Consider the following 24,736-nt stretch of genomic DNA (forward strand, 5'->3'; position numbering starts at 1 on the left):
GGCGTCGCTTCGCTCGGCCGGGCTACGGGCTACCGGTCATTCGTAGCCCGGACGAGGCAGCGCCGACTCCGGGGATGCACCTTAGTTACGGTACAGCACCTTAATAATGTGATAACCGAACTGAGTGTGCAGCGGGCCGGTTGGCTCCAGCACCGGGCAGGAGAAAACCACTTTATCAAACGCCGGAACCATCTGGCCCTGGCGGAATTCACCTAAGTCACCGCCACGTTTGCCCGATGGGCAGATGGAGTGCTTCTTCGCCAGCTTGCCGAAGTCGGCGCCGTTTTTAATCTGTTCCAGAAGGTCCAGTGCCAGTTTCTCTTCTTTCACCAGGATATGCACTGCTGCTGCTGTTTTTGCCATGATCGAGCCTTTCTATTAGCGAGTCTGTAAGGCTGGCGATTTTAGCATGGCTTATCGCCGATACAGCACCTTGATGATGTGATAGCCAAATTTGGTTTTGACCGGCCCGAAAGGCTTAAGTAGCGGGCAGCTAAAAACAGCGGCGTCGAATGGCCCCACCATCATCCCCTGCTTAAATTCGCCAAGATCGCCACCGTTGCGCCCGGAAGGGCAGCGGGAATAGCGTTTTGCTAGATGATCGAAGCTGATTCCTCGCTCCAGTTTGCTAAGGATCTCCAGTGCCAGTTTTTCTTCTTTTACCAGGATGTGCAGGGCTGCCGCGCTCTTTGCCATAAGGTCACTCTTATCGTTGGTTTGCTACCCAACACTTTACCATTCGGCGGGTAAATCTCAGCCTGACTTTCTGCTACAATCCACACCCCCGTGTTTACAGATTGAGCAATGCCCCTATGCGTTTAAACCCCGGACAACAACAAGCCGTCGAATTCGTCACTGGCCCTTGCCTGGTGCTGGCGGGTGCTGGCTCCGGCAAAACCCGCGTTATCACCAATAAAATTGCTCACCTGATCCGCGTTTGCGGCTATCAGGCACGTCATATCGCCGCCGTCACCTTTACCAACAAGGCCGCGCGCGAGATGAAAGAGCGTGTGGCACAAACGCTGGGACGTAAAGAGGCGCGCGGGCTGATGATCTCCACCTTCCACACCCTGGGGCTGGATATCATTAAGCGCGAGTATGCAGCGCTGGGCATGAAGTCTAACTTCTCGCTGTTTGACGATACCGATCAAACCGCGCTGCTTAAGGATCTGACCGAGGGGCTGATCGAAGACGATAAAGTGGTGTTCCAGCAGCTGATCTCGACGATCTCCAACTGGAAAAACGATCTGATGACTCCACCGCAGGCAGCAGCCAGTGCGAAGGGCGAGCGCGATCGTATTTTTGCCCATTGCTACAGCCTGTACGACGCCCACATGAAGGCCTGCAACGTGCTGGACTTCGATGACCTGATCCTGCTGCCGACGCTGCTGTTGCAGCGTAATGAAGAAGTGCGCGAGCGCTGGCAGAACAAAATTCGCTACCTGTTGGTGGATGAATATCAGGACACCAACACCAGCCAGTACGAGCTGGTGAAGCTGCTGGTGGGGCAGCGCGCGCGGTTTACCGTGGTTGGCGACGATGACCAGTCTATTTACTCCTGGCGCGGCGCGCGTCCGCAGAACCTGGTACTGCTGAGCAAAGATTTTCCGGCGCTTCAGGTGATTAAGCTGGAGCAGAACTACCGTTCTTCCGGGCGTATTCTGAAGGCGGCGAACATCCTGATTGCCAATAACCCACACGTGTTTGAAAAGCGCCTGTTCTCCGAGTTGGGCTATGGTCCGGAGCTTAAAGTGCTGAGCGCCAACCATGAGGAGCACGAAGCGGAGCGTGTCACCGGCGAGCTTATCGCCCATCACTTCGTCAATAAGACGCAGTATAAGGATTACGCCATTCTTTATCGCGGTAATCACCAGTCGCGAGTGTTTGAAAAATTCCTGATGCAGAACCGCATCCCGTACAAAATTTCCGGCGGCACCTCGTTCTTCTCCCGCCCGGAAATTAAAGACCTGCTGGCCTATCTGCGCGTGCTGAGCAACCCGGATGACGACAGCGCGTTCCTGCGCATCGTCAACACGCCGAAGCGTGAGATAGGTTCGGCGACGCTGCAAAAGCTCGGCGAGTGGGCGATGACCCGCAACAAAAGCCTGTTCACCGCCAGCTTTGATATGGGGCTGAGTCAGACGCTGACCGGGCGTGGCTATGAATCTCTCACCCGCTTTACCCAGTGGCTGGGCGAAATCCAGCGTCTGGCGGAGCGCGAGCCGATTGCCGCCGTACGCGATCTGATTCACGGCATCGACTACGAGTCCTGGCTGTTTGAAACCTCACCGAGCCCGAAAGCCGCTGAAATGCGCATGAAAAACGTCAACACGCTGTTCAGCTGGATGACGGAGATGCTGGAAGGTAGCGAGCTGGAAGAGCCGATGACCCTGACTCAGGTAGTCACCCGCTTTACTCTGCGCGATATGATGGAACGCGGTGAAAGTGAAGAGGAGCTGGATCAGGTTCAGTTGATGACGCTACATGCTTCGAAAGGGCTGGAGTTCCCGTACGTCTTCCTCGTGGGGATGGAAGAGGGGCTGCTGCCGCACCAGAGCAGTATTGACGAGGATAACGTCGATGAGGAACGTCGTCTGGCCTACGTGGGCATCACCCGCGCGCAGAAAGAGCTGATCTTTACGCTGTGCAAAGAACGTCGTCAGTACGGTGAACTGGTACGTCCGGAGCCGAGCCGCTTCCTGCTGGAGTTGCCGCAGGACGATGTGGTGTGGGAGCAGGAACGAAAGGTGATTACGCCTGAAGAGCGCATGCATAAAGGGCAGGCGAACGTCGCCAATATTCGTGAAATGCTGGCAAAGGCGAAAAAGGGTTAACCAGTAACCCGGCCGAGCGAAGCGACGCCGGGAATATACACAGTGCCCTTCCCGAAGTTGGCGTTACAAACTTTCGGGTAGCCCGACGCCAGCAACCTGCAGCGGCCAGTGAATATAGCTTTGCCACTGGCATTCTTGATCGACCATTTCACGCCCCAGCGGATGCTGTTCCAGCCAACTGTCCGGCAGCGTCAGGGTCAGATTTTCCCCGTCGGCGGTCAGCGTAATTGCGGGCAGAAGATCATCGCGACGACGGCTGGCAAACAGAATCGCCAGACGCAGCAGACGACAAAGATGCTCTGCGACGCGCGGTGGCACGGCGTTCTGCTGGTGGAGCGACGGCAGATTCACGGTGTTGGTCTGATTCAGCAGCAGGGTAGCAAGCAGTTTTTTCTGCGCAGGAGTAAAACCCGGAAGGTCGAGATTACGTACCAGATAGGCCGCATGCTGTGGTGCCTGTTTGAAATCGACGCTGAGGCCAATCTCATGCAGCGCGCAGGCGCTTAATAGCAGTTCGCTGCTTAATGGCTCCAGATCCCAGCTATCTTTTACCTGTTCGATAAAATTCGCGGCCAATTGAGACACGCGATTGGCCTGCTCGATATCGACCATAAAGCGACGCTGAATATTGCGTAACGTGCGGCTACGAATGTCCTCGTCGACCGCCAGATGGAGCATACCGTAGACCAGTCCTTCGCGCAGCGCGCCGCCAGCCAGGGTCATGCACTGGATATCCAGTTCGGTGAAAATGGCGATAAGAATCGCGAGCCCGCTTGGGAAGACCAACGCGCGTTCTAGCGTCAGCCCTTCAATTTCCAGCTCTTCCAGGCGACCGCATTGAATCGCGCGCTGTTTTAGCTGTTGAAGCTTGGCGAGGGTAATGCGTTCATCCATCCCCTGCGCCATCATGATTTCCTGCAGCGCCTGTACCGTACCGGATGCGCCGACGCAGACTTTCCAGCCGTGCTGACGCAGCTCATCGGCAACGGGCTTAAGCACTTCACGCGCGGCACGTTCCGCTTCGTCGAAGTGTTCCTGCGCCAGGTTTCGGTCGGTAAAATAGCGTTCAAGCCAGGTAACGCAGCCCATCGAGAGGCTAAACAGCGAGGTGGTTTGCGCACCGGTGCCGGTGACCAGTTCGGTACTAGCACCACCAATATCGACCACTAAACGACGATCGTCGCCGCCGGTGGTGTGCGCTACGCCCTGATAAATCAGGCGCGCTTCTTCTTCACCGCGAATAACCTGCACCGGGCAGCCGAGGATTTCCTGGGCTTTGGCGATAAAGACGTCGGCATTAACGGCAAGACGCAGCGTCGCGGTAGCCACGATACGAATTTGCGTTGGGGGAATATCCTGAAGACGTTCAGCAAACAGGCGCAGACATTGCCAGCCTCGCTCCATTGCTTCCGTCGAAAGCGTGTTGTCGCGGTTAAGTCCGGCGGCCAGACGTACTTTGCGCTTAATGCGCGTCAGCGTCTGGATGCTGCCCGCCACCTCGCGAACTATCAGCATATGAAAACTATTGGAGCCGAGATCGATAGCTGCATAGAGCGAGGTGGTAGTGAGCATAACGTATTTAACCTGAACGACGACGATTACGCGGTGCACCCGAACGGCGCGGACCGTTACCCTGACGCACGCGCGTCAGACGCAGCGGCTTCGGCAGCTCGGTTAAGAGCGCATCCGGGTTGTACTTACTCACCGGAATAGAGTGGCCGGTGTAGGTCTCAATGGCCGGCAGGTTGAGCGCATACTCTTCACAGGCGAGGCTGATTGAGTGACCGCTTGCGCCCGCGCGACCGGTACGACCGATACGGTGTACGTAGTCTTCACAGTCGTCCGGCAGGTCATAGTTAAAGACGTGCGTGACGGCAGGAATGTGCAGGCCGCGGGCCGCAACGTCGGTCGCCACCAGGATATCGATATCACCGCGGGTGAAATCTTCCAGGATACGCAGACGTTTTTTCTGCGCCACGTCACCGGTCAGCAGGCCGACACGATGACCATCGGCAGCCAGATGGCCCCAGATGTCTTCACAGCGGTGCTTGGTGTTGGCGAAGATAATCGCGCGGTCTGGCCACTCTTCTTCCAGCAGCGTTTGCAGTAAACGCATCTTCTCTTCGTTGGAAGGGTAGAACAGCTCTTCTTTAATACGGTGGCCCGTTTTCTGCTCTGGCTCGACTTCCACGTATTCGGCGTTGTTCATTTGCTCGAACGCCAGTTCACGTACGCGGTAAGACAGCGTTGCGGAGAACAGCATGTTCAGACGTTGGTTGGCCGCAGGCATACGGCGGAACAGCCAACGGATATCTTTAATAAAGCCCAGATCGTACATACGATCGGCTTCGTCCAGCACCACGACCTGGATCGCGCCCAGATTGATATGGTTCTGTTTTGCATAGTCAATGAGACGGCCAGTGGTGCCGATCAGAATATCGACGCCGCTTTCCAGCACTTTCAGCTGTTTGTCATAGCCGTCGCCACCGTAGGCCAGTCCCAGTTTCAGGCCGGTCGCCTGAGCCAGCGGCTCTGCGTCAGCGTGAATCTGTACTGCCAGCTCACGGGTTGGCGCCATAATTAAGGCGCGCGGTTGATTCACCTGGCGGTCAGCAATTGCCGGGTGAGAAAGAAGATAATGAAACGTCGACGTCAGGAACGCCATCGTTTTCCCGGTACCGGTTTGCGCCTGTCCCGCTACATCACGTCCAGCAAGCGTCAGCGGCAAAGCCAGCGCCTGAATGGGCGTGCAATTATAAAACCCTTTGGTTTCAAGGGCTTCAACCACTTTAGGGTGCAGGGCGAAGTCGGAAAACTTCTGTTCAGTTAAATGTGTTTTGCTCATAGTGTGGTAGAATATCAGCTTACTATTGCATTAAGAAAGCGTATCCGGTGAAATAACGTCAACCTTTGTTGGCGAAGTCAACATCAACACCTCGTTGGTTAATGCTACACCAACACACCAGGCTTATTCCTGTGGAGTTATATATGAGCGATAAAATTATTCACCTGACTGACGACAGTTTTGACACGGACGTACTTAAAGCTGACGGGCTGACACTCGTCGATTTCTGGGCAGAGTGGTGCGGTCCGTGCAAAATGATCGCCCCGATTCTGGATGAAATCGCCGAGGAGTATCAGGGTAAACTGACCGTGGCTAAACTGAACATCGATCAGAACCCAGGTACTGCACCGAAGTACGGTATCCGCGGTATCCCTACGCTACTGCTGTTCAAAAACGGTGAAGTTGCAGCGACTAAAGTTGGCGCACTGTCTAAAGGCCAGCTGAAAGAGTTCCTCGACGCGAATCTGGCGTAAGAGATTCAACGTAAGCGTTCAGGGTTCCTGTGTTCTTAATTTGAGCGGAACTCTGGACGCTTGCCATCAGTCGTGCTAAGTTAACTTTGACTTCGTTTTAAACATACCTTGTTTGAATCTGTTTGACCCAAACCTCCCGTTGTCGTTAACGGCGTCAGAGGTTGAAAAATTCCAGGCTTGTCACTCTTTTCCGTCTTGTCGTTTCAGTTCTGCGTACTCTCCTGTGACCAGGCAGCGAACAGACATGAGTTGATGGCCGTAAACAGGCACGGATGACCCTGCCATACCATTCACAAATTAAGTTCGAGATTTACCCCGAGTTTAAGAACCCACACCATTATGAATCTTACCGAATTAAAGAACACGCCGGTTTCTGAGCTGATCACTCTCGGCGAAAATATGGGTCTGGAAAACCAGGCACGTATGCGCAAGCAGGACATCATTTTCGCCATCCTGAAGCAGCACGCGAAGAGTGGCGAGGATATCTTTGGCGACGGTGTGCTGGAGATACTGCAGGATGGATTTGGTTTCCTCCGCTCCGCAGACAGCTCCTACCTCGCCGGCCCTGATGATATCTACGTTTCCCCTAGCCAAATCCGTCGTTTCAACCTCCGCACTGGTGACACCATTTCAGGTAAGATTCGTCCTCCGAAAGAGGGTGAGCGTTACTTTGCGCTGTTGAAAGTTAACGAGGTTAACTACGATAAGCCGGAAAACTCGCGCAACAAGATCCTGTTCGAGAACTTAACCCCGCTGCACGCAAACTCACGTCTGCGTATGGAACGTGGTAACGGTTCTACCGAAGACTTAACCGCTCGTGTACTGGATCTGGCCTCGCCAATCGGTCGCGGCCAACGTGGTCTGATTGTGGCACCGCCGAAAGCGGGTAAAACCATGCTGCTGCAGAACATCGCGCAGAGCATCGCTTACAACCACCCTGACTGCGTGCTGATGGTTCTGCTGATCGACGAACGTCCGGAAGAAGTGACCGAGATGCAGCGTCTGGTTAAAGGTGAAGTTATTGCTTCTACCTTTGATGAACCAGCATCCCGTCACGTTCAGGTTGCGGAAATGGTTATTGAGAAAGCGAAACGTCTGGTTGAACACAAGAAAGACGTTATCATTCTGCTCGACTCCATCACCCGTCTGGCTCGTGCCTACAACACCGTGGTCCCAGCTTCAGGTAAAGTCCTGACCGGTGGTGTGGATGCCAACGCCCTGCACCGTCCGAAGCGTTTCTTCGGTGCTGCGCGTAACGTGGAAGAAGGCGGTAGCCTGACTATCATTGCAACGGCCCTGGTCGATACCGGCTCTAAAATGGATGAAGTTATCTATGAAGAGTTCAAAGGTACCGGCAACATGGAACTGCACCTCTCTCGTAAGATTGCTGAAAAACGCGTCTTCCCGGCTATCGATTACAACCGCTCCGGTACCCGTAAAGAAGAACTGCTCACCACGCAAGAAGAGCTGCAGAAAATGTGGATCCTGCGCAAAATCATCCATCCAATGGGTGAAATTGACGCGATGGAGTTCCTCATCAATAAGCTGGCAATGACCAAAACTAACGACGATTTCTTCGATATGATGAAACGCTCGTAAAATCGGTTTTTTGCCGACGAACGCCACACAATTGTGTGGCGTTTTTGTTTTTAGGAGTTTAGCCAATGGGGGTTAACATTTTTTTCACGGATAATTGTGGTTTACAGCTACAATGATAGTTAGTTTGCAAAATCGGTTATAAATCAGGCAAGTTTCCCCAATATTCATCAGGCTTCCTCTTCTGAAGCGTTGCTATCGTGGGTATACTTTCGCTATTAATATTCGCAGCGAGTATAAATTGTGAGTTTACTGACCGTCGGTACTGACCTGATCAGTATTTTTTTGTTCACCACCGTATTCCTGTTTTTTGCCCGCAAAGCGGCTAAATGGGTCGGTTTGGTGGATAAACCAAACTTTCGTAAACGTCACCAGGGGCTTATCCCGCTTGTGGGCGGCATCTCTGTCTATGCCGGGATCTGCCTCACCTTCGCGATCGCCAATTACTATATCCCACACGCCTCCCTGTACCTTTCCTGTGCCGGTGTGTTGGTACTGGTAGGGGCTCTGGACGACCGTTACGACATCAGCGTCAAAATCCGTGCCACTGTTCAGGCGGCGATAGGCATCGTCATGATGACGGCGGGTCATTTGTATCTGCAAAGCCTGGGCTATCTCTTTGGTTCGTGGGAGCTGGTGCTGGGGCCGTTTGGTTTCTTCCTGACCCTGTTTGCCGTCTGGGGAATGATTAACGCGTTCAATATGGTCGATGGCATTGATGGGTTGCTCGGCGGTCTGTCGTGCGTCAGCTTCGGCGCTATTGGCCTGATCCTGTGGTTTGACGGCCAGACCAGCCTCGCCATGTGGTGCTTTGCGATGATTGCCACCATCCTCCCTTACATCATGCTGAACCTGGGCGTGCTGGGGCGTCGTTATAAAGTCTTTATGGGCGATGCAGGCAGTACGCTGATTGGCTTTACGATTATCTGGATCCTGCTTGAAACGACTCAAGGAAAGCATCATCCGATAAGCCCTGTGACGGCGCTGTGGATTGTGGCTATCCCATTAATGGACATGGTCGCCATCATGTATCGCCGTTTACGCAAAGGGATGAGCCCGTTCTCACCTGACCGTCAACATATTCACCACCTCATTATGCGTGCGGGCTTCACGTCTCGTCAGGCGCTGGTACTGATTACACTTGCTGCCGCGTTGCTTGCGACGATTGGTGTCGCCGCTGAATACACCCGCGTTGTACCTGAATGGGTCATGCTGATACTGTTCCTGCTGGCGTTTGGTCTCTATGGCTACTGCATCAAACGGGCCTGGAAAGTGGCGCGTTTTATTAAACGCATGAAGCGCAGAATGCGCCGAAACAGTGAAAACAATCCAAAATTAACCAAGTAAAACTGGGGTAGTAATGACACAACCATTACCGGAAGCACCGTTGGCAAGTGCTGAGAATGAACTGGATATTCGTGGCCTGTTTCGCGCGTTGTGGTCGGGAAAACATTGGATTATCGGCTGCGCGGTGCTGTTTGCTGCCGTGGTGCTGATTTATACCTTTTTCGCCCGACAGGAGTGGAGTACCACGGCAATCACCGACCGGCCAACCGTGAATATGCTCGGCGGCTACTATTCGCAGCAGCAGTTCCTGCGCAACCTGGACGTGAAGGTTAATCCAACCACCGCCACGCCGCCTTCGGTCATGGATGAAGTCTACAAAGAGTTTGTCATGCAGCTGGCATCCTGGGATACCCGCCGTGACTTCTGGTTGCAGACGGATTACTACAAGCAGCGGATGGTGGGGAATTCTCGTGCCGATGCCGCACAGCTCGACGATCTGATTAACGACATTCAGTTTATTCCCGGTGATGCCCAGAAAAGCATCAGCGATAGCGTGAAGCTCTCTGCGGAAACGGCACCGGATGCGAATAACCTGTTGCGTCAGTACGTTGCCTTCGCCAGCCAGCGCGCCGCAGGGCACCTGAATGACGAACTCAAAGGTGCCTGGGCCGCCCGTACTATTCAGGTAAAAGCGCAGGTGAAACGCCAGGAAGAGGTCGCGCAGGCGATTTTCAACCGCCGTATGCACAGCATTGAAGCTGCGCTCAAAATCGCGCAGCAGCACAATATCAACCGCAGCGTAACCGATATCCCGGCCGATGAACTGCCGGATTCCGAGCTCTCCTTGCTTGGTCGCCCGATGCTGCAAGCACGTCTGGAAAACCTGCAGGCTGTAGGGCCGACGTTTGACCTTGATTACGATCAGGGGAGGGCTATGCTAACGACCCTCAATGTTGGGCCAACGCTGGCGCCAAGTTTCCAGACATACCGGTATTTGCGCACACCAGAGGAACCGGTAAAACGCACTAGCCCACGTCGTGTATTCCTGATGGTCATGTGGGGCATTGTCGGCGCATTGGTTGGTGCTGGGGTAGCACTGGCGCGTCGACGCACGCAGTAAATACCCATCATTTGATGAAGGGCGATGGGCCTGTTTCATCTATAGAAGAGAATCGATGTGAAAGTACTGACTGTATTTGGCACGCGTCCGGAGGCGATCAAAATGGCGCCTCTGGTTCATGCGCTCGCAAAGGATCCTCATTTTGAGGCAAAAGTATGCGTCACCGCACAGCATAGGGAAATGCTTGATCAGGTGCTAAACCTCTTCTCCATCGTTCCGGATTATGACCTCAATATCATGAGTCCAGGGCAGGGGTTAACGGAAATAACCTGCCGGATTCTGCAGGGTTTAAAACCTGTTCTTGAATCTTTCAAACCCGACGTTGTATTGGTGCATGGCGATACGACCACGACGGCCGCCGCGAGTCTGGCGGCGTTTTATCAGCGTATTCCTGTCGGCCACGTTGAAGCGGGCCTGCGCACGGGCGATCTGTACTCGCCGTGGCCGGAAGAAGCCAACCGCACGCTGACCGGGCATCTGGCGATGTATCACTTTGCGCCAACCGAAAACTCGCGCCAGAACCTGCTGCGGGAAAATCTCTCCGACAAGCGCATTTTTGTTACCGGCAATACGGTCATTGATGCCCTTTTCTGGGTGCGCGATCGGGTGATGAACGATAAGGCGCTGAATACAGACCTTTCCCTACGTTTCCCTTTCCTGAATAGCGGGAAGAAGATGATCCTGGTGACAGGGCATCGTCGGGAGAGCTTTGGGCAGGGATTTGAAAAAATTTGCCACGCGCTGGCGGAAATCGCCGCGTCCAACCCAGACGTACAGATTGTCTATCCGGTGCATCTGAATCCAAACGTCAGTGAACCGGTTAACCGTATTCTGGGGCATATTGATAACGTCATGCTGATTGAACCGCAGGAGTATCTGCCGTTCGTCTGGCTGATGAACCATGCCTGGCTTATCCTGACTGACTCTGGCGGTATTCAGGAAGAAGCGCCGTCGCTGGGCAAACCGGTGCTGGTCATGCGTGAAACCACCGAACGTCCAGAGGCTATTGATGCCGGTACGGTACGTTTAGTGGGAACGGATAGTCAGCGCATCGTGGATGAAGTCACGCGGTTACTGCGTGACGAAGAAGAATATCAAAGGATGAGCCGGGCCCATAACCCCTATGGGGATGGCCGGGCATGCGAACGTATATTGTCAGCATTAAAAAATAATCAGGTAACGCTATGAGTTTCTCAACCCTCTCGGTGATCGGTCTGGGCTATATCGGCCTTCCAACTGCGGCAGCGTTTGCTTCACGGCAAAAGCAGGTGGTGGGTGTAGACATTAATCAGCATGCGGTCGATACCATCAACCGCGGCGAGATTCATATTGTTGAGCCCGATCTCGACAGGGTGGTAAAAACGGCGGTGGCCGCCGGTTATTTACGCGCCACGACTACGCCAGAAGCGGCAGACGCCTACCTGATTGCCGTGCCAACGCCGTTTAAAGGCGATCACGAGCCGGATATGGTTTACGTCGAAGCCGCGGCGCGTTCTATCGCACCGGTACTGAAAAAAGGGTCGCTGGTGATCCTCGAATCCACCTCTCCGGTGGGGGCTACAGAGCTGATGGCCGGTTGGCTGGCCGAAATGCGCCCGGACCTGACCTTCCCACAGCAGGCGGGTGAGCAGGCGGACATCAATATCGCCTATTGCCCGGAGCGCGTGCTGCCAGGGCAGGTGATGGTGGAACTGATTAAGAATGACCGCGTGATTGGCGGGATGACGCCGGTATGTTCCGCGCGCGCCAGCGAACTCTATAACATCTTCCTTGAAGGTGAGTGCGTGGTGACTAACGCCCGTACCGCCGAGATGTGCAAACTGACGGAAAACAGCTTCCGCGATGTGAATATCGCCTTTGCTAACGAACTGTCGCTTATCTGCGCCGATCAGGGGATTAACGTCTGGGAGCTGATTCGCCTTGCGAACCGCCACCCGCGCGTGAATATCCTTCAGCCTGGCCCTGGCGTCGGCGGTCACTGTATTGCCGTCGACCCGTGGTTTATCGTGGCGCAAAACCCGGAGCAAGCGCGTCTGATTCGCACCGCGCGTGAGGTGAACGACCATAAACCGTTCTGGGTTATCGACAAGGTTAAAGCTAACGTTGCCGACTGCCTGGCGGCCAGCGATAAGCGCGCCAGCGAGCTGAAAATTGCCTGCTTCGGCCTGGCGTTCAAGCCAAACATTGATGACCTGCGCGAAAGCCCGGCGATGGAAATCGCAGAGCTGATTGCCCAATGGCACAGTGGCGAAACCCTGGTGGTGGAACCGAATATTCATCAGTTGCCGAAAAAGCTCGACGGCCTGTGCACGCTGGTCTCGGTTGAGACCGCACTCGCCAGCGCTGACGTGATTGTGATGCTGGTGGATCACGCCCAATTTAAAGCTGTTAGCGGCGACGCAATCGCCCAGCAGTACGTGGTTGATACAAAAGGAGTCTGGCGTTGAAACGAATTCTGGTAACCGGTGGCGCAGGCTTTATCGGCTCGGCGGTCGTCCGCCATATTATCAGCCACACCTCTGACAGCGTCGTCGTTGTGGACAAACTGACCTATGCAGGTAACCTGGCTTCGCTGGCACCGGTGGCACAAGACCCGCGCTTTGCCTTTGAACAGGTGGATATCTGCGATCGCGCCGCGCTGAACCGCGTATTTGAACAATATCGCCCGGATGTGGTGATGCATCTGGCGGCGGAAAGCCACGTTGACCGTTCTATCGACGGCCCAGCGGCGTTTATCGAAACCAATATCGTCGGTACCTACACGCTGCTGGAGGCCGCGCGTGCCTGGTGGTCGGCGCTGGATACCGACGGCAAAGCGGCGTTCCGCTTCCATCATATTTCAACCGATGAAGTGTACGGCGACCTGCATTCGGTGGATGATTTCTTCACGGAAACGACCCCTTATGCGCCAAGCAGCCCTTACTCGGCCTCCAAGGCCAGCAGCGATCATCTGGTCCGCGCCTGGCTGCGTACCTACGGCCTGCCGACGCTCATTACCAACTGCTCAAACAACTATGGCCCGTACCATTTCCCGGAAAAGCTGATCCCACTGACGATCCTCAACGCGCTAGCCGGAAAACCGCTGCCGGTGTACGGCAATGGTCAGCAGATCCGCGACTGGCTCTACGTTGACGATCACGCCCGCGCGCTCTACCTCGTCGCCACCGAAGGTGCTATTGGCGAGACCTACAATATCGGCGGTCATAACGAGCGTAAAAACCTCGACGTGGTTGAGACTATCTGCGCGTTGCTTGAAGAACTGGTGCCGGAGAAGCCGCAGGGTATCGCGCATTATCATGATCTGATTACGTTTGTTGCCGATCGTCCTGGCCACGATTTACGTTACGCCATTGATGCGGCGAAAATTGCCCGCGAACTGGGCTGGACCCCGGAAGAGACCTTCGAAAGCGGAATGCGGAAAACGGTGCAGTGGTACCTCGCCAACGAAAGCTGGTGGAAACAGGTACAGGACGGCAGCTATCAGGGTGAGCGTCTCGGTCTGAAGGGTTAATTACCCCGGAGGAGGAAAAGCAATGAAAGGCATTATTCTTGCTGGCGGGTCGGGCACGCGCCTGCATCCGATCACCCGCGGCGTATCAAAACAGCTGCTACCGATTTACGACAAACCGATGATCTACTACCCGCTGTCGGTGCTGATGCTGGCGGGTATCCGTGAAATCCTGATAATCACTACGCCGGAAGACAAGAGCTACTTCCAGCGTCTACTGGGTGACGGTAGCGAATTTGGTATTTCATTGCAGTATGCCGAACAGCCAAGTCCGGACGGCCTGGCGCAGGCGTTTATCATCGGTGAGACCTTCCTGAATGGCGAACCGTCGTGCCTGGTGCTGGGCGATAATATCTTCTTCGGTCAGGGCTTTAGCCCGAAACTGCGCCACGTGGCGGCGCGTACCGAAGGGGCGACGGTGTTTGGTTATCAGGTTATGGACCCGGAACGCTTTGGCGTGGTGGAGTTTGACGATAACTTCCACGCGCTCTCGCTGGAAGAAAAACCCAAGCAGCCGAAGTCTAACTGGGCGGTCACCGGCCTCTATTTCTACGACAGCAAGGTGGTGGAGTACGCTAAGCGCGTGAAGCCTTCCGAGCGCGGCGAGCTGGAAATCACCTCAATTAACCAGATGTATCTGGACGACGGCAACCTGACCGTTGAGCTGCTCGGCCGCGGTTTCGCCTGGCTCGATACCGGTACGCACGACAGCCTGATTGAAGCGAGCATGTTTGTGCAGACGGTAGAAAAACGTCAGGGCTTTAAAATTGCCTGTCTGGAAGAGATCGCCTGGCGCAACGGCTGGCTCGACGACGACGGCGTAAAACGTGCCGCCGCGCAGCTGTCGAAAACCGGCTACGGCCAGTATCTGCTGGAGCTGCTTCGTGCTCGTCCGCGCCAATATTGATCCCCTGACGTGGGAGAACCAATTCTTCGGCGTGAACAGTGCCATTGTTCGCATGGCCGACGACGCGCCACCGCTGACCGCTGAACGATTAGCACAATGGTCACGGGTGCAGGCGAAAATCGCCGCGCATCAGGTGGATGACCTTGATGCGCTCCAGTTGCTGGGTTTTCGGCTCGTTGAGGGTGAAGTTGACCTCGCGCTGCCGGTAACCGCCGGTGGCACCACGCTGGCGCAGGTTGCCACTGACGATGATATCCCCGTGTTGCGCAGCCTTGCCGCTCAAGCGTTTGCCCAAAGTCGTTTCCGTGCGCCGTGGTATGCGCCAGAGGCGAGTGGCCGTTTCTATGCGCAGTGGATTGAAAACGCGGTAAAAGGCACCTTTGATAACCAGTGTCTGGTATTTCGCGATGAACGCGGGACTATTCGCGCCTTCGTTTCCCTACGAGAATTAAACGCCCGTGACGCGAGAATAGGCCTGCTGGCCGGTCGCGGCGCAGGTGCAGAACTGATGCAGGCGGCGGTATGCTGGGCGCATACCCGCGGCCTTTCGACGCTACGGGTGGCGACGCAAGCCGGCAATACCGCAGCACTTCAACGCTATATTCGTAGCGGCGCTAACGTGGTTAGCACCGCCTACTGGCTATACAGGTGACTCCATGATTCCATTTAACGCCCCACCGGTAGTGGGTACTGAACTCGATTACATGCAATCCGCGATGGGCAGCGGGAAACTGTGCGGTGACGGCGGCTTTACCCGTCGCTGCCAGCAGTGGATGGAACAACGCTTCGGCAGTGCCAAGGTGCTGCTGACCCCGTCCTGTACCGCGTCGCTGGAAATGGCCGCCATCCTGCTGGATATCCAGCCGGGCGATGAAGTGATTATGCCGAGCTACACCTTTGTCTCCACCGCCAACGCCTTTGTGCTGCGCGGCGCGAAAATTGTGTTTGTTGACGTGCATAAAGAGACCATGAATATCGATGAGACGCTGATTGAAGCCGCCATCACCGACAAAACCCGCGCCATTGTGCCGGTGCACTACGCGGGCGTGGCCTGCGAGATGGACACCATCATGGCGCTGGCGAAAAAATACCATCTGTTCGTGGTGGAAGATGCCGCGCAGGGCGTAATGTCGACCTACAAAGGCCGCGCACTGGGCTCTATTGGTCATATCGGGTGCTTTAGCTTCCACGAAACCAAGAACTACACCGCTGGCGGTGAAGGCGGCGCCACGCTGATTAACGATCGTGCGCTGGTGGAACGCGCGGAAATCATCCGCGAGAAAGGCACCAACCGCAGCCAGTTCTTCCGTGGCCTGGTGGATAAATACACCTGGCGCGATATCGGCTCCAGCTACCTGATGTCTGACCTGCAGGCCGCCTATCTCTGGGCACAGCTGGAAGCCGCTGAACGTATCAATAAACAGCGTCTGTCCCTGTGGCAAACCTACTACGACGCGCTGCTGCCGCTGGCAAACGCTGGGCGCATCGATCTGCCGGTTGTTCCTGAAGGCTGTGGGCATAACGCGCACATGTTCTACATCAAACTGCGTGACGTCGAAGACCGCAGCGCGCTGATTAGCTGGCTGAAAGAGGCGGAAATTCTGGCGGTGTTCCACTACATCCCGCTGCATTCCTGCCCGGCGGGCGAGAAGTTTGGCGAGTTCCACGGCGAAGATCGTTTCACTACGCAGGAAAGTGAGCGTTTACTTCGCTTGCCGCTGTTCTACAACCTGTCGCCGGTCGACCAGCGTACGGTCATTAACACCCTGCTGAGCTACTTCTCCTGATATGTCATTGGCAAAAGCTTCGGTGTGGACCGCCGCGTCCACGCTCGTCAAAATTGGTGTCGGGCTGCTGGTGGTCAAGCTGCTGGCGGTTTCGTTTGGCCCGTCAGGCGTTGGGCAGGCAGGTAACTTTCGCCAACTGGTGACCGTGCTCGGCGTGCTTGCTGGCGCGGGTATTTTTAATGGAGTGACGAAACTTGTCGCCCAGCATCACGATGACCCGGCGCGTCTGCGCCAGGTGGTGGGTACGTCCTCTGCGATGGTGCTTGGTTTCTCCACGCTACTGGCGGTTGTCTTTTTGCTTGCGGCAGCGCCGATAAGCCAAGGGCTGTTTGGCCATACCCATTATCAGGGGCTGGTGCGCCTGGTGGCGCTGGTGCAGTTAGGGATCGCCTGGGCGAACCTGTTGCTGGCGCTGATGAAAGGCTTTCGTGATGCGGCGGGTAATGCACTGTCGTTAATTGCCGGCAGCCTGATTGGCGTGGTGGCCTATTACGCCTGCTATCATTTTGGCGGCTATCAGGGCGCGCTGCTGGGGCTGGCGCTGGTACCGGCGCTGATAGTGATCCCTGCGGCGGTGATGCTCACCAAACGCGGTGTCATTCCTTGGGGCTATCTTAAGCCACAGTGGGATCGTTTGCTGGCCGGTCAACTGGGTAAATTTACCCTGATGGCGGTGATTACCTCCGTCACCATGCCCGTGGCCTACGTGATGATGCGAAACCTGATGGCGGAGCATTACAGTTGGGATGAGGTCGGGATTTGGCAGGGTGTGAGCAGTATCTCCGATGCTTACCTACAATTTATTACCGCCTCGTTCAGCGTCTATCTGTTACCTACGCTATCGCGGTTGACCGCCAAGCAGGATATTGGCCGAGAAATTGGCCGCTCGCTAAAGTTTGTGGTGCCGGCGGTGGCGGCGGCAAGCCTGACCGTCTGGCTGCTGCGCGATTTTGCTATCTGGCTGCTGTTTTCATCGAAGTTCGTGGCGATGCGAGACCTGTTTGCATGGCAGTTAGTCGGCGACGTGTTGAAAGTAGGCGCTTACGTTTATGGTTATTTAGTGATAGCCAAAGCCTCGCTGCGTTTTTATATCCTGGCCGAACTGAGCCAGTTTACGCTGCTAACTGCGTTCTCTCACTGGCTTATCCCGGCGCACGGCGCACTGGGCGCGGCACAAGCCTATATGGCGACCTATATTGTCTATTTCACGCTGTGTAGCGGCGTATTTTTAATTTGGCGTAAACGGCAATGACCGAACTGATACATATTCTGGGATCGGATATCCCTCACCATAACCAGACGGTGCTACGGTTTTTTGCCGATGAGCTGGCCGCAGAGCCCGCGCACGCCCGTCAGTTTATGGTGGTGAGCGGTGACGAGGGCCTGGCGCAGGCGTTTCCTTCGCTGGTGATCGACCGCTATAACGATAAATCCGCGCTGGCAAAGGCGGTGGTGGCAAAGGCGAAAGCCAATCGGCAGCAGCGCTTTTTCTTCCACGGTCAGTTTAATACCGGTATCTGGCTGGCGCTGCTGAGCGGCGGCTTGAAGCCCTCGCAGGTAAGCTGGCATATCTGGGGGGCGGATCTGTATGAAGTTTCCCGCGGCCTGAAGTTCCGCCTGTTCTACCCGCTGCGCCGCATGGCGCAAGGGCGCGTGGGCCGTGTTTTTGCCACGCGCGGCGATCTCAGCTATTTTGCTGCCCGTCACCCGCAGGTGTCTGGCGAACTGCTTTATTTCCCAACGCGGATGGACCCTTCGCTGAATGGGCTGGCGGACGCCGCGCCGCGCGACGGCAAGCTGACGATTCTGGTGGGTAATTCCGGCGATCGCAGCAATGACCATGTCGCGGCATTGAAGGCCGTGCATCAGCAGTTTGGCGATACGGTGAACGTCATTGTGCCGATGGGCTACCCGGCGAATAACGCGGCCTATATTGCGGAAGTCAGTGACGCCGCGCAGGCGCTGTTTAGCAACGAAAATGTACAAATTCTCCGCGAAAAGCTCGACTTTGATGCCTATCTTGCACTGTTACGCCGCTGCGATTTGGGCTATTTTATTTTTGCGCGCCAGCAGGGTATCGGCACGCTCTGTTTGCTGATTCAGGCGGGGATCCCCTGCGTGCTCAACCGGCAGAATCCGTTCTGGCAGGATATGGCCGAGCAGCATATTCCGGTGCTATTCACCGACGATGCGCTGACCGTCCCGGTGGTGCGTGAAGCGCAGCGGCAGTTAGCGCTGGTGGATAAAAACGCCATCGCCTTTTTCAAACCTAACTATCTGGCGCCGTGGCATCGGGCGCTGCAACTGGCGGCGGGGGAAGCGGTATGAGCGAAATGCAGTTTACCGGGCTGTTCGCCGTCTGGCTGTTGTCGACGCTGTTTATCGGCACCCTGACCTGGTTTGAGTTCCGCCGCGTCCGTTTTAACTTCAACGTCTTCTTCTCGTTGCTGTTCCTGCTGACCTTTTTCTTCGGTTTCCCGCTGACCTGTACGCTGGTGTTCCGCTTTGGCGTCGGCGTGTCACCGCCGGACGTGCTGCTGCAAACGTTGCTGATTTCGGTCTGCTTCTATGCGGTCTACTACGTAACCTACAAAACGCGCCTGCGGCCTGCGCAGACCGGCGCGGCGCGTCGGCCGTTGTTTACCATGAACCGGGTTGAAACCAACATCACCTGGTTTTTGCTGATGGTGATTGCGCTGTTTACGGTCGGCACCTTCTTCATGCATAACGGCTTCCTGCTGTTTAAGCTGCACTCCTACAGTCAGATTTTCTCCAGTGAAGTGTCGGGCGTGGCGCTTAAGCGCTTCTTCTACTTCTTTATTCCGGCGATGCTGGTGGTCTACTTCCTTAATCCAACCTGGAAACGGTGGATAGGTTTTCTGATTGCCACCACCGCCTTTGGCCTGTTGACCTACGCGATTGTCGGCGGCACCCGCGCCAACATTATTATCGCCTTTGCCATCTTCCTGTTTATCGGCATCATTCGCGGCTGGATTTCGCTGTGGATGCTGGTGGCCGCCGGGGTGATGGGGATTGTCGGCATGTTCTGGCTGGCGCTGAAGCGCTACGGAATGAACGTCAGCGGCGACGAAGCGTTTTATACCTTCCTCTACCTGACGCGCGACACCTTCTCGCCGTGGGAGAATCTGGCGCTGCTGCTGCAAAACTACGACAAAATTGACTTCCAGGGTCTGGCGCCAATGGTGCGCGACTTCTACGTCTTTATCCCAAGCTGGTTGTGGCCATCGCGGCCGAGCATCGTACTGAATACCGCCAACTACTTTACCTGGGAAGTGCTGAATAACCACTCCGGGCTGGCTATCTCCCCGACGCTCATCGGTTCGCTGGTGGTGATGGGCGGTATGTGGTTTGTACCGCTGGGCGCGGTAGCGGTGGGGCTGATTATCAAATGGTTCGACTGGCTGTATATGTTGGGCAACCGGGAAACCAACCGCTACAAATCGGCCATTCTGCACAGTTTCTGCTTTGGTGCGATCTTCAATATGATCGTGCTGGCGCGTGAAGGGCTGGACTCTTTCGGCTCTCGCGTCGTCTTTTTCATGGTTATCTTTGGGGTCTGCTTGCTGGTGGCAAAACTGCTGTACTGGTTGTTTGAAAGCGCGGGGCTGATTCATCAGCGGCTAAAACGTCCCTCGCACGTTGGAGAAGGACAAAATGGCTGATTCATTAACCGCACCGACTTACACCCTGCGTGGGCTGACGCTTATCGGTTGGCGCAACATGCAGCATGCGCTGGACTACCTGTATGCGGATGGCAACCTGAAGCAGGGCACGCTGGTGGCGATTAACGCCGAGAAGATGCTGACGCTGGAAGATAACGCGGAGGTGCGAGAGCTGATTAACGCGGCGGAGTTTAAATACGCCGACGGTATTTCCGTGGTGCGCTCCGTTCGCAAGAAATATCCCGAGGCGAATGTCTCACGCGTAGCGGGAGCGGATCTTTGGGAAGCGCTGATGGCCCGTGCGGGAGCCGAAGGTACGCCGGTGTTCCTCGTCGGTGGTAAGCCAGAGGTGATGGCGGAAACCGTGGAGAAGCTGCGTAAGCAGTGGAACGTGAATCTGGTCGGCACTCAGGATGGCTACTTTACGCCGGAAGAACGTCAGGCACTGTTTGAACGTATTCATGAAAGCGGGGCGAAAATCGTCACCGTGGCGATGGGCTCGCCGAAGCAGGAAATCCTGATGCGCGATTGCCGTCTGGTACATCCCGACGCGCTCTATATGGGCGTGGGTGGCACCTATGATGTCTTCACCGGGCACGTGAAGCGTGCGCCGAAGGTGTGGCAGAACCTGGGGCTGGAGTGGCTCTACCGCCTGCTATCCCAGCCAAGCCGGATTAAACGCCAGCTTCGGCTGCTACGCTATTTACGCTGGCACTACACCAATAATCTCTGAATTTTCTGCGCGTTACCGGCAATGCATCACGCAGAATATGCGTGATGCATTCACAACCTCGATACTTTATTCCTCATTTCTATTTGCCATTTAAGCCAAATTGTTAAACCATTCGCCTGCCCTGACGATATCTACGTATTTTCTACGTTGATATCCGTATCCGACAGACATCTCATTTTTTTATAAAAAAATAAAACCGGCACCGACCGGATATATGCAAACACAGAGGATCTATGGCAGAGAATAAACCGGAGCTCCAGCGCGGTCTGGAAGCCCGTCATATCGAATTAATTGCCCTTGGGGGCACTATCGGCGTGGGCCTATTTATGGGGGCGGCAAGCACCCTGAAGTGGGCCGGGCCGTCGGTGCTGCTGGCCTATATTCTGGCAGGGGTATTCGTCTTCTTCATTATGCGCTCGATGGGCGAAATGCTGTTTATCGAACCGGTGACCGGGTCGTTCGCCGTTTATGCGCACCGTTATATGAGCCCGTTTTTCGGCTATCTCACCGCCTGGTCATACTGGTTTATGTGGATGGCGGTCGGTATCTCGGAAATTACCGCGATAGGGGTCTACGTCCAGTTCTGGTTCCCGGATATGGTGCAGTGGATACCGGCGCTCATTGCCGTGGGGCTGGTGGCGCTGGCGAACCTGGCGGCGGTGCGCCTGTACGGCGAAATCGAATTCTGGTTTGCGATGATTAAAGTCACGACCATTATCGTGATGATTGTCATTGGCCTCGGCGTGATTTTCTTCGGCTTTGGCAACGGCGGGACTTCCATCGGCTTTAGCAATCTGACCGAGCACGGCGGCTTCTTTGCTGGCGGCTGGAAAGGTTTCCTGACGGCGCTGTGTATTGTTGTGGCGTCCTATCAGGGCGTGGAGCTTATCGGCATGACCGCCGGTGAAGCGAAAAACCCGCAGGTGACGCTGCGCAGCGCGGTAGGCAAAGTGCTGTGGCGTATCCTGATTTTCTACGTGGGTGCAATTTTCGTTATCGTGACCATCTTCCCGTGGAATGAAATTGGCACCAACGGCAGTCCGTTTGTGCTGACCTTTGCGAAAATCGGTATCACCGCGGCGGCAGGGATTATCAACTTCGTGGTGCTGACGGCGGCGCTCTCCGGCTGTAACAGCGGCATGTACAGCTGTGGCCGTATGCTCTACGCGCTGGCGAAAAACCGCCAACTGCCGTCGGCGATGGCGAAAGTCACCAAAAGCGGCGTTCCGGCAGCGGGCGTGAGCGTATCCATTGTTATCCTGCTGATTGGCTCTTGCCTGAACTACATCATTCCTAACCCGCAGCGCGTGTTTGTCTATGTGTACAGCGCGAGCGTACTGCCGGGCATGGTGCCGTGGTTTGTGATTCTGATTAGCCAGCTGCGTTTCCGTCGTGCACACAAAGAAGCGATTGCCAGCCACCCGTTCCACTCGATTCTGTTCCCGTGGGCCAACTATCTGACCATGGCGTTCCTGATTTGCGTCCTGATCGGTATGGGATTCAATGATGACACTCGGATGTCGCTGTTTGTTGGTGCGCTTTTCCTTGTGATCGTGACGCTGGTTTATAAGGTTTTTGGCATGAGCAGGGGCGCGGAAGTGCAAGATTTGCAGAAATAAGAGACAAAATGCGCAAAGCATGAGCAAACGATAATTTTCTTTAAAAAGGCACTAGACAGCGGGGGAGGAAGTCCGTATTATCCGACCCCGCAACGGCGCTAAGCGCCCGTAGCTCAGCTGGATAGAGCGCTGCCCTCCGGAGGCAGAGGTCTCAGGTTCGAATCCTGTCGGGCGCACCATTTACCCGGTGCTGGAGCTGCGGTGGTTCTAAAAGACCGCGTAAGAGGTTTGCAGTGGTGGCTATAGCTCAGTTGGTAGAGCCCTGGATTGTGATTCCAGTTGTCGTGGGTTCGAATCCCATTAGCCACCCCATTATTTGATAGAGTTGTGAAATTGCGAAGGTGGCGGAATTGGTAGACGCGCTAGCTTCAGGTGTTAGTGTCCTTAGGATGTGGGGGTTCGAGTCCCCCCCCTCGCACCACGACTTTATAATGAATTGAATTAATAATTCAAAAAGCAGTACATCGGCGAGTAGCGCAGCTTGGTAGCGCAACTGGTTTGGGACCAGTGGGTCGGAGGTTCGAATCCTCTCTCGCCGACCAATTTTAGACCCTGCAGCGCAGGGTTTTTTATTCAAGACTTAATGTTCTGAATAAAACCGAATTGAACGATAATTCAAAAAGCAGTATTTCGGCGAGTAGCGCAGCTTGGTAGCGCAACTGGTTTGGGACCAGTGGGTCGGAGGTTCGAATCCTCTCTCGCCGACCAATTTTGAACCCCGCTTCGGCGGGGTTTTTTGTTTTCTCTCCCCGCCCAATCGCATCTATTTTTATTACCTCTACAGATTAATCCCGTTGTGAAACAAAGGGGATGTTATCAGTAACTGACTGTGACATAATGCGCCGCGTAGATGCTCATTCCACCTCTTATGTTCGCCTTAGGCCTCATAAACTCAGGAATGACGCAGAGCCGTTTACGGTGCTTATCGTCCACTGACAGATGTCGCTTTTGCCTCATCAGACACCATGGACATTACGTTGAGTGAAGCACCCATTATGTTGTCGAATTAAACCTGTTTAACGCCTGCTCCCAAAAGGAGCAGGCGTTTTTTTATGCCCAAATCGTAGCCCGGCCAAGCGCAGCGCCGCCGGGGCCGCACCGCGGCCAAAAAAAAGGGGCCATTCGGCCCCTTAATAAACGCTTCACCTTACGCAGGCGGGTTATTCTGCAACGTCAGCATCAACCCATCACGACGCATTGCCGCCGCTTCTTCCGGCTGCTTCAGACGGTCAAGCGTATCGGCAAGCCACGCGTAGTCAAACGCGTCCGGGCGCTGTTTGAGCGCGGCGCGGAACGCCAGGCTCGCTTCCTGCCACTCGCCGTGCTTCATTAGCGATTGACCCAGCGTACTCCACAGCAGTGGACGATCGCCTACCGTTTTGATCTGCTGGCGCAGTAGTTTTTCCATCTGCTCAGGGTTATTGGTGTGCAGACGTGGGATCAGCATCACCAGGCGATCGTCATACTGGCGCTTCAGCCCATCGATAATGATCTGCTGCGCGGTGTCATGATCGTCACATTCAATCAGATGATCGGCCATGGCGACCTGTAGCGCTACCTGGTGGCGGGTTTTGCGGCTCTGATTTTTCCACCAGTTACGCAGCCCTTCGCTGCCCTGATCGGCACGTGCCTGGTCCATCAGGCCAATCCACGCCTGCTGTTCCAGTGCGGCGCGGTGCGCGTCGTCGCCGACGTGGGCTTTCGCCATGGACGGAATGATATCCAGCAGTGAGCCCCAGGCTCCGGTCTGGATATAGGCTTGTTCTGCCAGGCGCAGTACTTCAGGGTGACGCGGGGCGACTTCCAGAAGCTTATCAATGCCATGACGCGCTGCGTGATTCTCGTTGCGGGCAAGCTGCAGGCGAACGCGGGTGATTTCCACCGGGATCAGGTCGTTGCCAGCGTTTTCAGCCGCGCGCTGAAGATGCTGATTGGCGCGAGCTTCGTCGCCGCGCTGCTGTGCGGCTTCAGCTGCCAGCAGGTAATTCACCACCGGCTGCTCGGCGTGGTCGGCATTTTTCGACATCAGCTTCTCAACCTGCTGATAGTCGCCTTCCGCCAGCTTCAGCAGCGCCTGTTCGGTCTGCTTACGTGCACGGCGACGCTTACGACCCATAAACCAGCCGCGCGTGTGGGCGCTGGTGCGGAAGATGCGGCGCAGAATCCACTCCAGGGCGAACAGCACCACCATTATCAGGATCATGATAATGACTAAGCCGGTTACGCTGGTTTCAATGTTGTAGTTGTCCGTCTGGATAAGCACATAGCCCTGATGGCCTGCGATCATCGGGCCGACCACCACACCGGCAATCAGCAGTGCAAAGAGTAAAAGAACTTTTAGCAT

General features: G+C 55.3%; 21 protein-coding genes, 5 tRNA genes and 1 pseudogene. 22 read left to right on the forward strand and 5 right to left on the reverse strand.

The window, feature by feature from the left end:
* Window positions 1-81 precede the first annotated feature (81 nt).
* Both ppiC (ACH1XZ_RS21545) and ppiC (ACH1XZ_RS21550) read right to left on the reverse strand, forming a co-directional pair.
* A complete protein-coding gene (gene ppiC, locus ACH1XZ_RS21545; RefSeq protein ID WP_003017999.1) occupies window positions 82-363 on the reverse strand; it encodes a peptidylprolyl isomerase PpiC in 282 nt (93 codons plus the stop codon).
* A 51-nt stretch (window positions 364-414) separates the two neighbouring features.
* Window positions 415-696 carry a peptidylprolyl isomerase PpiC gene (gene ppiC / locus ACH1XZ_RS21550; RefSeq protein ID WP_035896545.1) on the reverse strand — a complete coding sequence of 94 codons (282 nt, stop codon included), beginning with the start codon at window positions 694-696 and terminating at the stop codon, window positions 415-417.
* Between the two features lie 116 nt (window positions 697-812).
* Here ppiC (ACH1XZ_RS21550) and rep point away from each other — a divergent pair, with 116 nt between their 5' ends.
* Complete coding sequence (gene rep / locus ACH1XZ_RS21555) at window positions 813-2,834, forward strand: DNA helicase Rep (protein WP_395597108.1); 2,022 nt, start codon at window positions 813-815, stop codon at window positions 2,832-2,834.
* 63 nt (window positions 2,835-2,897) lie between these two features.
* Here the strand turns inward: rep and gppA are convergent, their stop codons facing one another.
* Window positions 2,898-4,406, reverse strand: a complete 1,509-nt coding sequence (gene gppA / locus ACH1XZ_RS21560) for a guanosine-5'-triphosphate,3'-diphosphate diphosphatase (RefSeq protein WP_395597109.1) — start codon at window positions 4,404-4,406, stop codon at window positions 2,898-2,900.
* 7 nt (window positions 4,407-4,413) lie between these two features.
* Window positions 4,414-5,679, reverse strand: coding sequence for an ATP-dependent RNA helicase RhlB (gene rhlB, locus ACH1XZ_RS21565; RefSeq protein WP_035895780.1), 1,266 nt, complete (start codon window positions 5,677-5,679; stop codon window positions 4,414-4,416).
* Window positions 5,680-5,822: 143 nt separating this feature from the next.
* Between rhlB and trxA the strand changes: the two genes are divergently transcribed.
* The 21 genes and pseudogenes from trxA (at window position 5,823) to ACH1XZ_RS21670 (ending at window position 23,100) form a co-directional block, all read left to right on the forward strand.
* Window positions 5,823-6,152, forward strand: a complete 330-nt coding sequence (trxA, locus tag ACH1XZ_RS21570) for a thioredoxin TrxA (protein WP_002883224.1) — start codon at window positions 5,823-5,825, stop codon at window positions 6,150-6,152.
* A 190-nt stretch (window positions 6,153-6,342) separates the two neighbouring features.
* Window positions 6,343-6,405, forward strand: a pseudogene (locus tag ACH1XZ_RS21575) (rho operon leader peptide); the annotation flags it as partial.
* Window positions 6,406-6,491: 86 nt separating this feature from the next.
* The gene (gene rho, locus ACH1XZ_RS21580; protein WP_312079719.1) at window positions 6,492-7,751 is read left to right on the forward strand and encodes a transcription termination factor Rho; all 1,260 of its coding nucleotides are present in this window, start codon (window positions 6,492-6,494) and stop codon (window positions 7,749-7,751) included.
* Between the two features lie 240 nt (window positions 7,752-7,991).
* Window positions 7,992-9,095, forward strand: coding sequence for a UDP-N-acetylglucosamine--undecaprenyl-phosphate N-acetylglucosaminephosphotransferase (gene wecA / locus ACH1XZ_RS21585; protein ID WP_395597110.1), 1,104 nt, complete (start codon window positions 7,992-7,994; stop codon window positions 9,093-9,095).
* A gap of 13 nt (window positions 9,096-9,108) precedes the next feature.
* On the forward strand, window positions 9,109-10,155 hold the full coding sequence (gene wzzE / locus ACH1XZ_RS21590) for an ECA polysaccharide chain length modulation protein (RefSeq protein WP_395597111.1): 1,047 nt from the start codon (window positions 9,109-9,111) through the stop codon (window positions 10,153-10,155).
* A gap of 57 nt (window positions 10,156-10,212) precedes the next feature.
* Window positions 10,213-11,343 (forward strand): non-hydrolyzing UDP-N-acetylglucosamine 2-epimerase, encoded by a 1,131-nt coding sequence (wecB, locus tag ACH1XZ_RS21595; RefSeq protein ID WP_395597112.1) that lies wholly within the window; start codon window positions 10,213-10,215, stop codon window positions 11,341-11,343.
* Window positions 11,340-12,602 (forward strand): UDP-N-acetyl-D-mannosamine dehydrogenase, encoded by a 1,263-nt coding sequence (gene wecC / locus ACH1XZ_RS21600; protein ID WP_395597113.1) that lies wholly within the window; start codon window positions 11,340-11,342, stop codon window positions 12,600-12,602. The genes wecB and wecC overlap by 4 nt, the downstream gene beginning before the upstream one ends.
* Entirely contained in the window at window positions 12,599-13,666 is a 1,068-nt protein-coding gene (gene rffG / locus ACH1XZ_RS21605; RefSeq protein ID WP_395597114.1) for a dTDP-glucose 4,6-dehydratase, read from the forward strand. Before wecC ends, rffG begins: the two co-directional genes overlap by 4 nt.
* A 22-nt stretch (window positions 13,667-13,688) precedes the next feature.
* A complete protein-coding gene (gene rfbA, locus ACH1XZ_RS21610) occupies window positions 13,689-14,570 on the forward strand; it encodes a glucose-1-phosphate thymidylyltransferase RfbA (protein ID WP_395597115.1) in 882 nt (293 codons plus the stop codon).
* Complete coding sequence (gene rffC / locus ACH1XZ_RS21615) at window positions 14,548-15,222, forward strand: dTDP-4-amino-4,6-dideoxy-D-galactose acyltransferase (protein ID WP_395597116.1); 675 nt, start codon at window positions 14,548-14,550, stop codon at window positions 15,220-15,222. Before rfbA ends, rffC begins: the two co-directional genes overlap by 23 nt.
* Window positions 15,223-15,226: 4 nt before the next feature.
* A complete protein-coding gene (rffA, locus tag ACH1XZ_RS21620; protein WP_395597117.1) occupies window positions 15,227-16,357 on the forward strand; it encodes a dTDP-4-amino-4,6-dideoxygalactose transaminase in 1,131 nt (376 codons plus the stop codon).
* A gap of 1 nt (window position 16,358) precedes the next feature.
* Window positions 16,359-17,609 carry a lipid III flippase WzxE gene (gene wzxE, locus ACH1XZ_RS21625; protein ID WP_395597118.1) on the forward strand — a complete coding sequence of 417 codons (1,251 nt, stop codon included), beginning with the start codon at window positions 16,359-16,361 and terminating at the stop codon, window positions 17,607-17,609.
* Window positions 17,606-18,685, forward strand: a complete 1,080-nt coding sequence (locus ACH1XZ_RS21630; protein WP_395597119.1) for a TDP-N-acetylfucosamine:lipid II N-acetylfucosaminyltransferase — start codon at window positions 17,606-17,608, stop codon at window positions 18,683-18,685. The genes wzxE and ACH1XZ_RS21630 overlap by 4 nt, the downstream gene beginning before the upstream one ends.
* On the forward strand, window positions 18,682-20,040 hold the full coding sequence (wzyE, locus tag ACH1XZ_RS21635) for an ECA oligosaccharide polymerase (RefSeq protein ID WP_395597120.1): 1,359 nt from the start codon (window positions 18,682-18,684) through the stop codon (window positions 20,038-20,040). The genes ACH1XZ_RS21630 and wzyE overlap by 4 nt, the downstream gene beginning before the upstream one ends.
* On the forward strand, window positions 20,033-20,773 hold the full coding sequence (gene wecG, locus ACH1XZ_RS21640) for a lipopolysaccharide N-acetylmannosaminouronosyltransferase (protein WP_395597121.1): 741 nt from the start codon (window positions 20,033-20,035) through the stop codon (window positions 20,771-20,773). The genes wzyE and wecG overlap by 8 nt, the downstream gene beginning before the upstream one ends.
* Window positions 20,774-21,006: 233 nt before the next feature.
* Window positions 21,007-22,392 (forward strand): bifunctional threonine/serine APC transporter ThrP, encoded by a 1,386-nt coding sequence (gene thrP / locus ACH1XZ_RS21645; protein ID WP_395597122.1) that lies wholly within the window; start codon window positions 21,007-21,009, stop codon window positions 22,390-22,392.
* A 102-nt stretch (window positions 22,393-22,494) separates the two neighbouring features.
* Window positions 22,495-22,571, forward strand: a tRNA-Arg gene (locus ACH1XZ_RS21650).
* Between the two features lie 57 nt (window positions 22,572-22,628).
* Window positions 22,629-22,704 (forward strand) — tRNA-His (locus ACH1XZ_RS21655).
* A 23-nt stretch (window positions 22,705-22,727) separates the two neighbouring features.
* A tRNA-Leu gene (locus tag ACH1XZ_RS21660) sits at window positions 22,728-22,813 on the forward strand.
* A 44-nt stretch (window positions 22,814-22,857) separates the two neighbouring features.
* Window positions 22,858-22,934: transfer RNA gene (locus ACH1XZ_RS21665), tRNA-Pro, on the forward strand.
* Between the two features lie 89 nt (window positions 22,935-23,023).
* Window positions 23,024-23,100 (forward strand) — tRNA-Pro (locus ACH1XZ_RS21670).
* A 439-nt stretch (window positions 23,101-23,539) separates the two neighbouring features.
* Here the strand turns inward: ACH1XZ_RS21670 and hemY are convergent.
* Entirely contained in the window at window positions 23,540-24,736 is a 1,197-nt protein-coding gene (gene hemY / locus ACH1XZ_RS21675) for a protoheme IX biogenesis protein HemY (protein ID WP_395597123.1), read from the reverse strand.

Origin of the sequence: Kluyvera chengduensis (genome assembly GCF_044197065.1) — a bacterium.
GTDB classification, from domain to species: domain Bacteria; phylum Pseudomonadota; class Gammaproteobacteria; order Enterobacterales; family Enterobacteriaceae; genus Kluyvera; species Kluyvera ascorbata_C.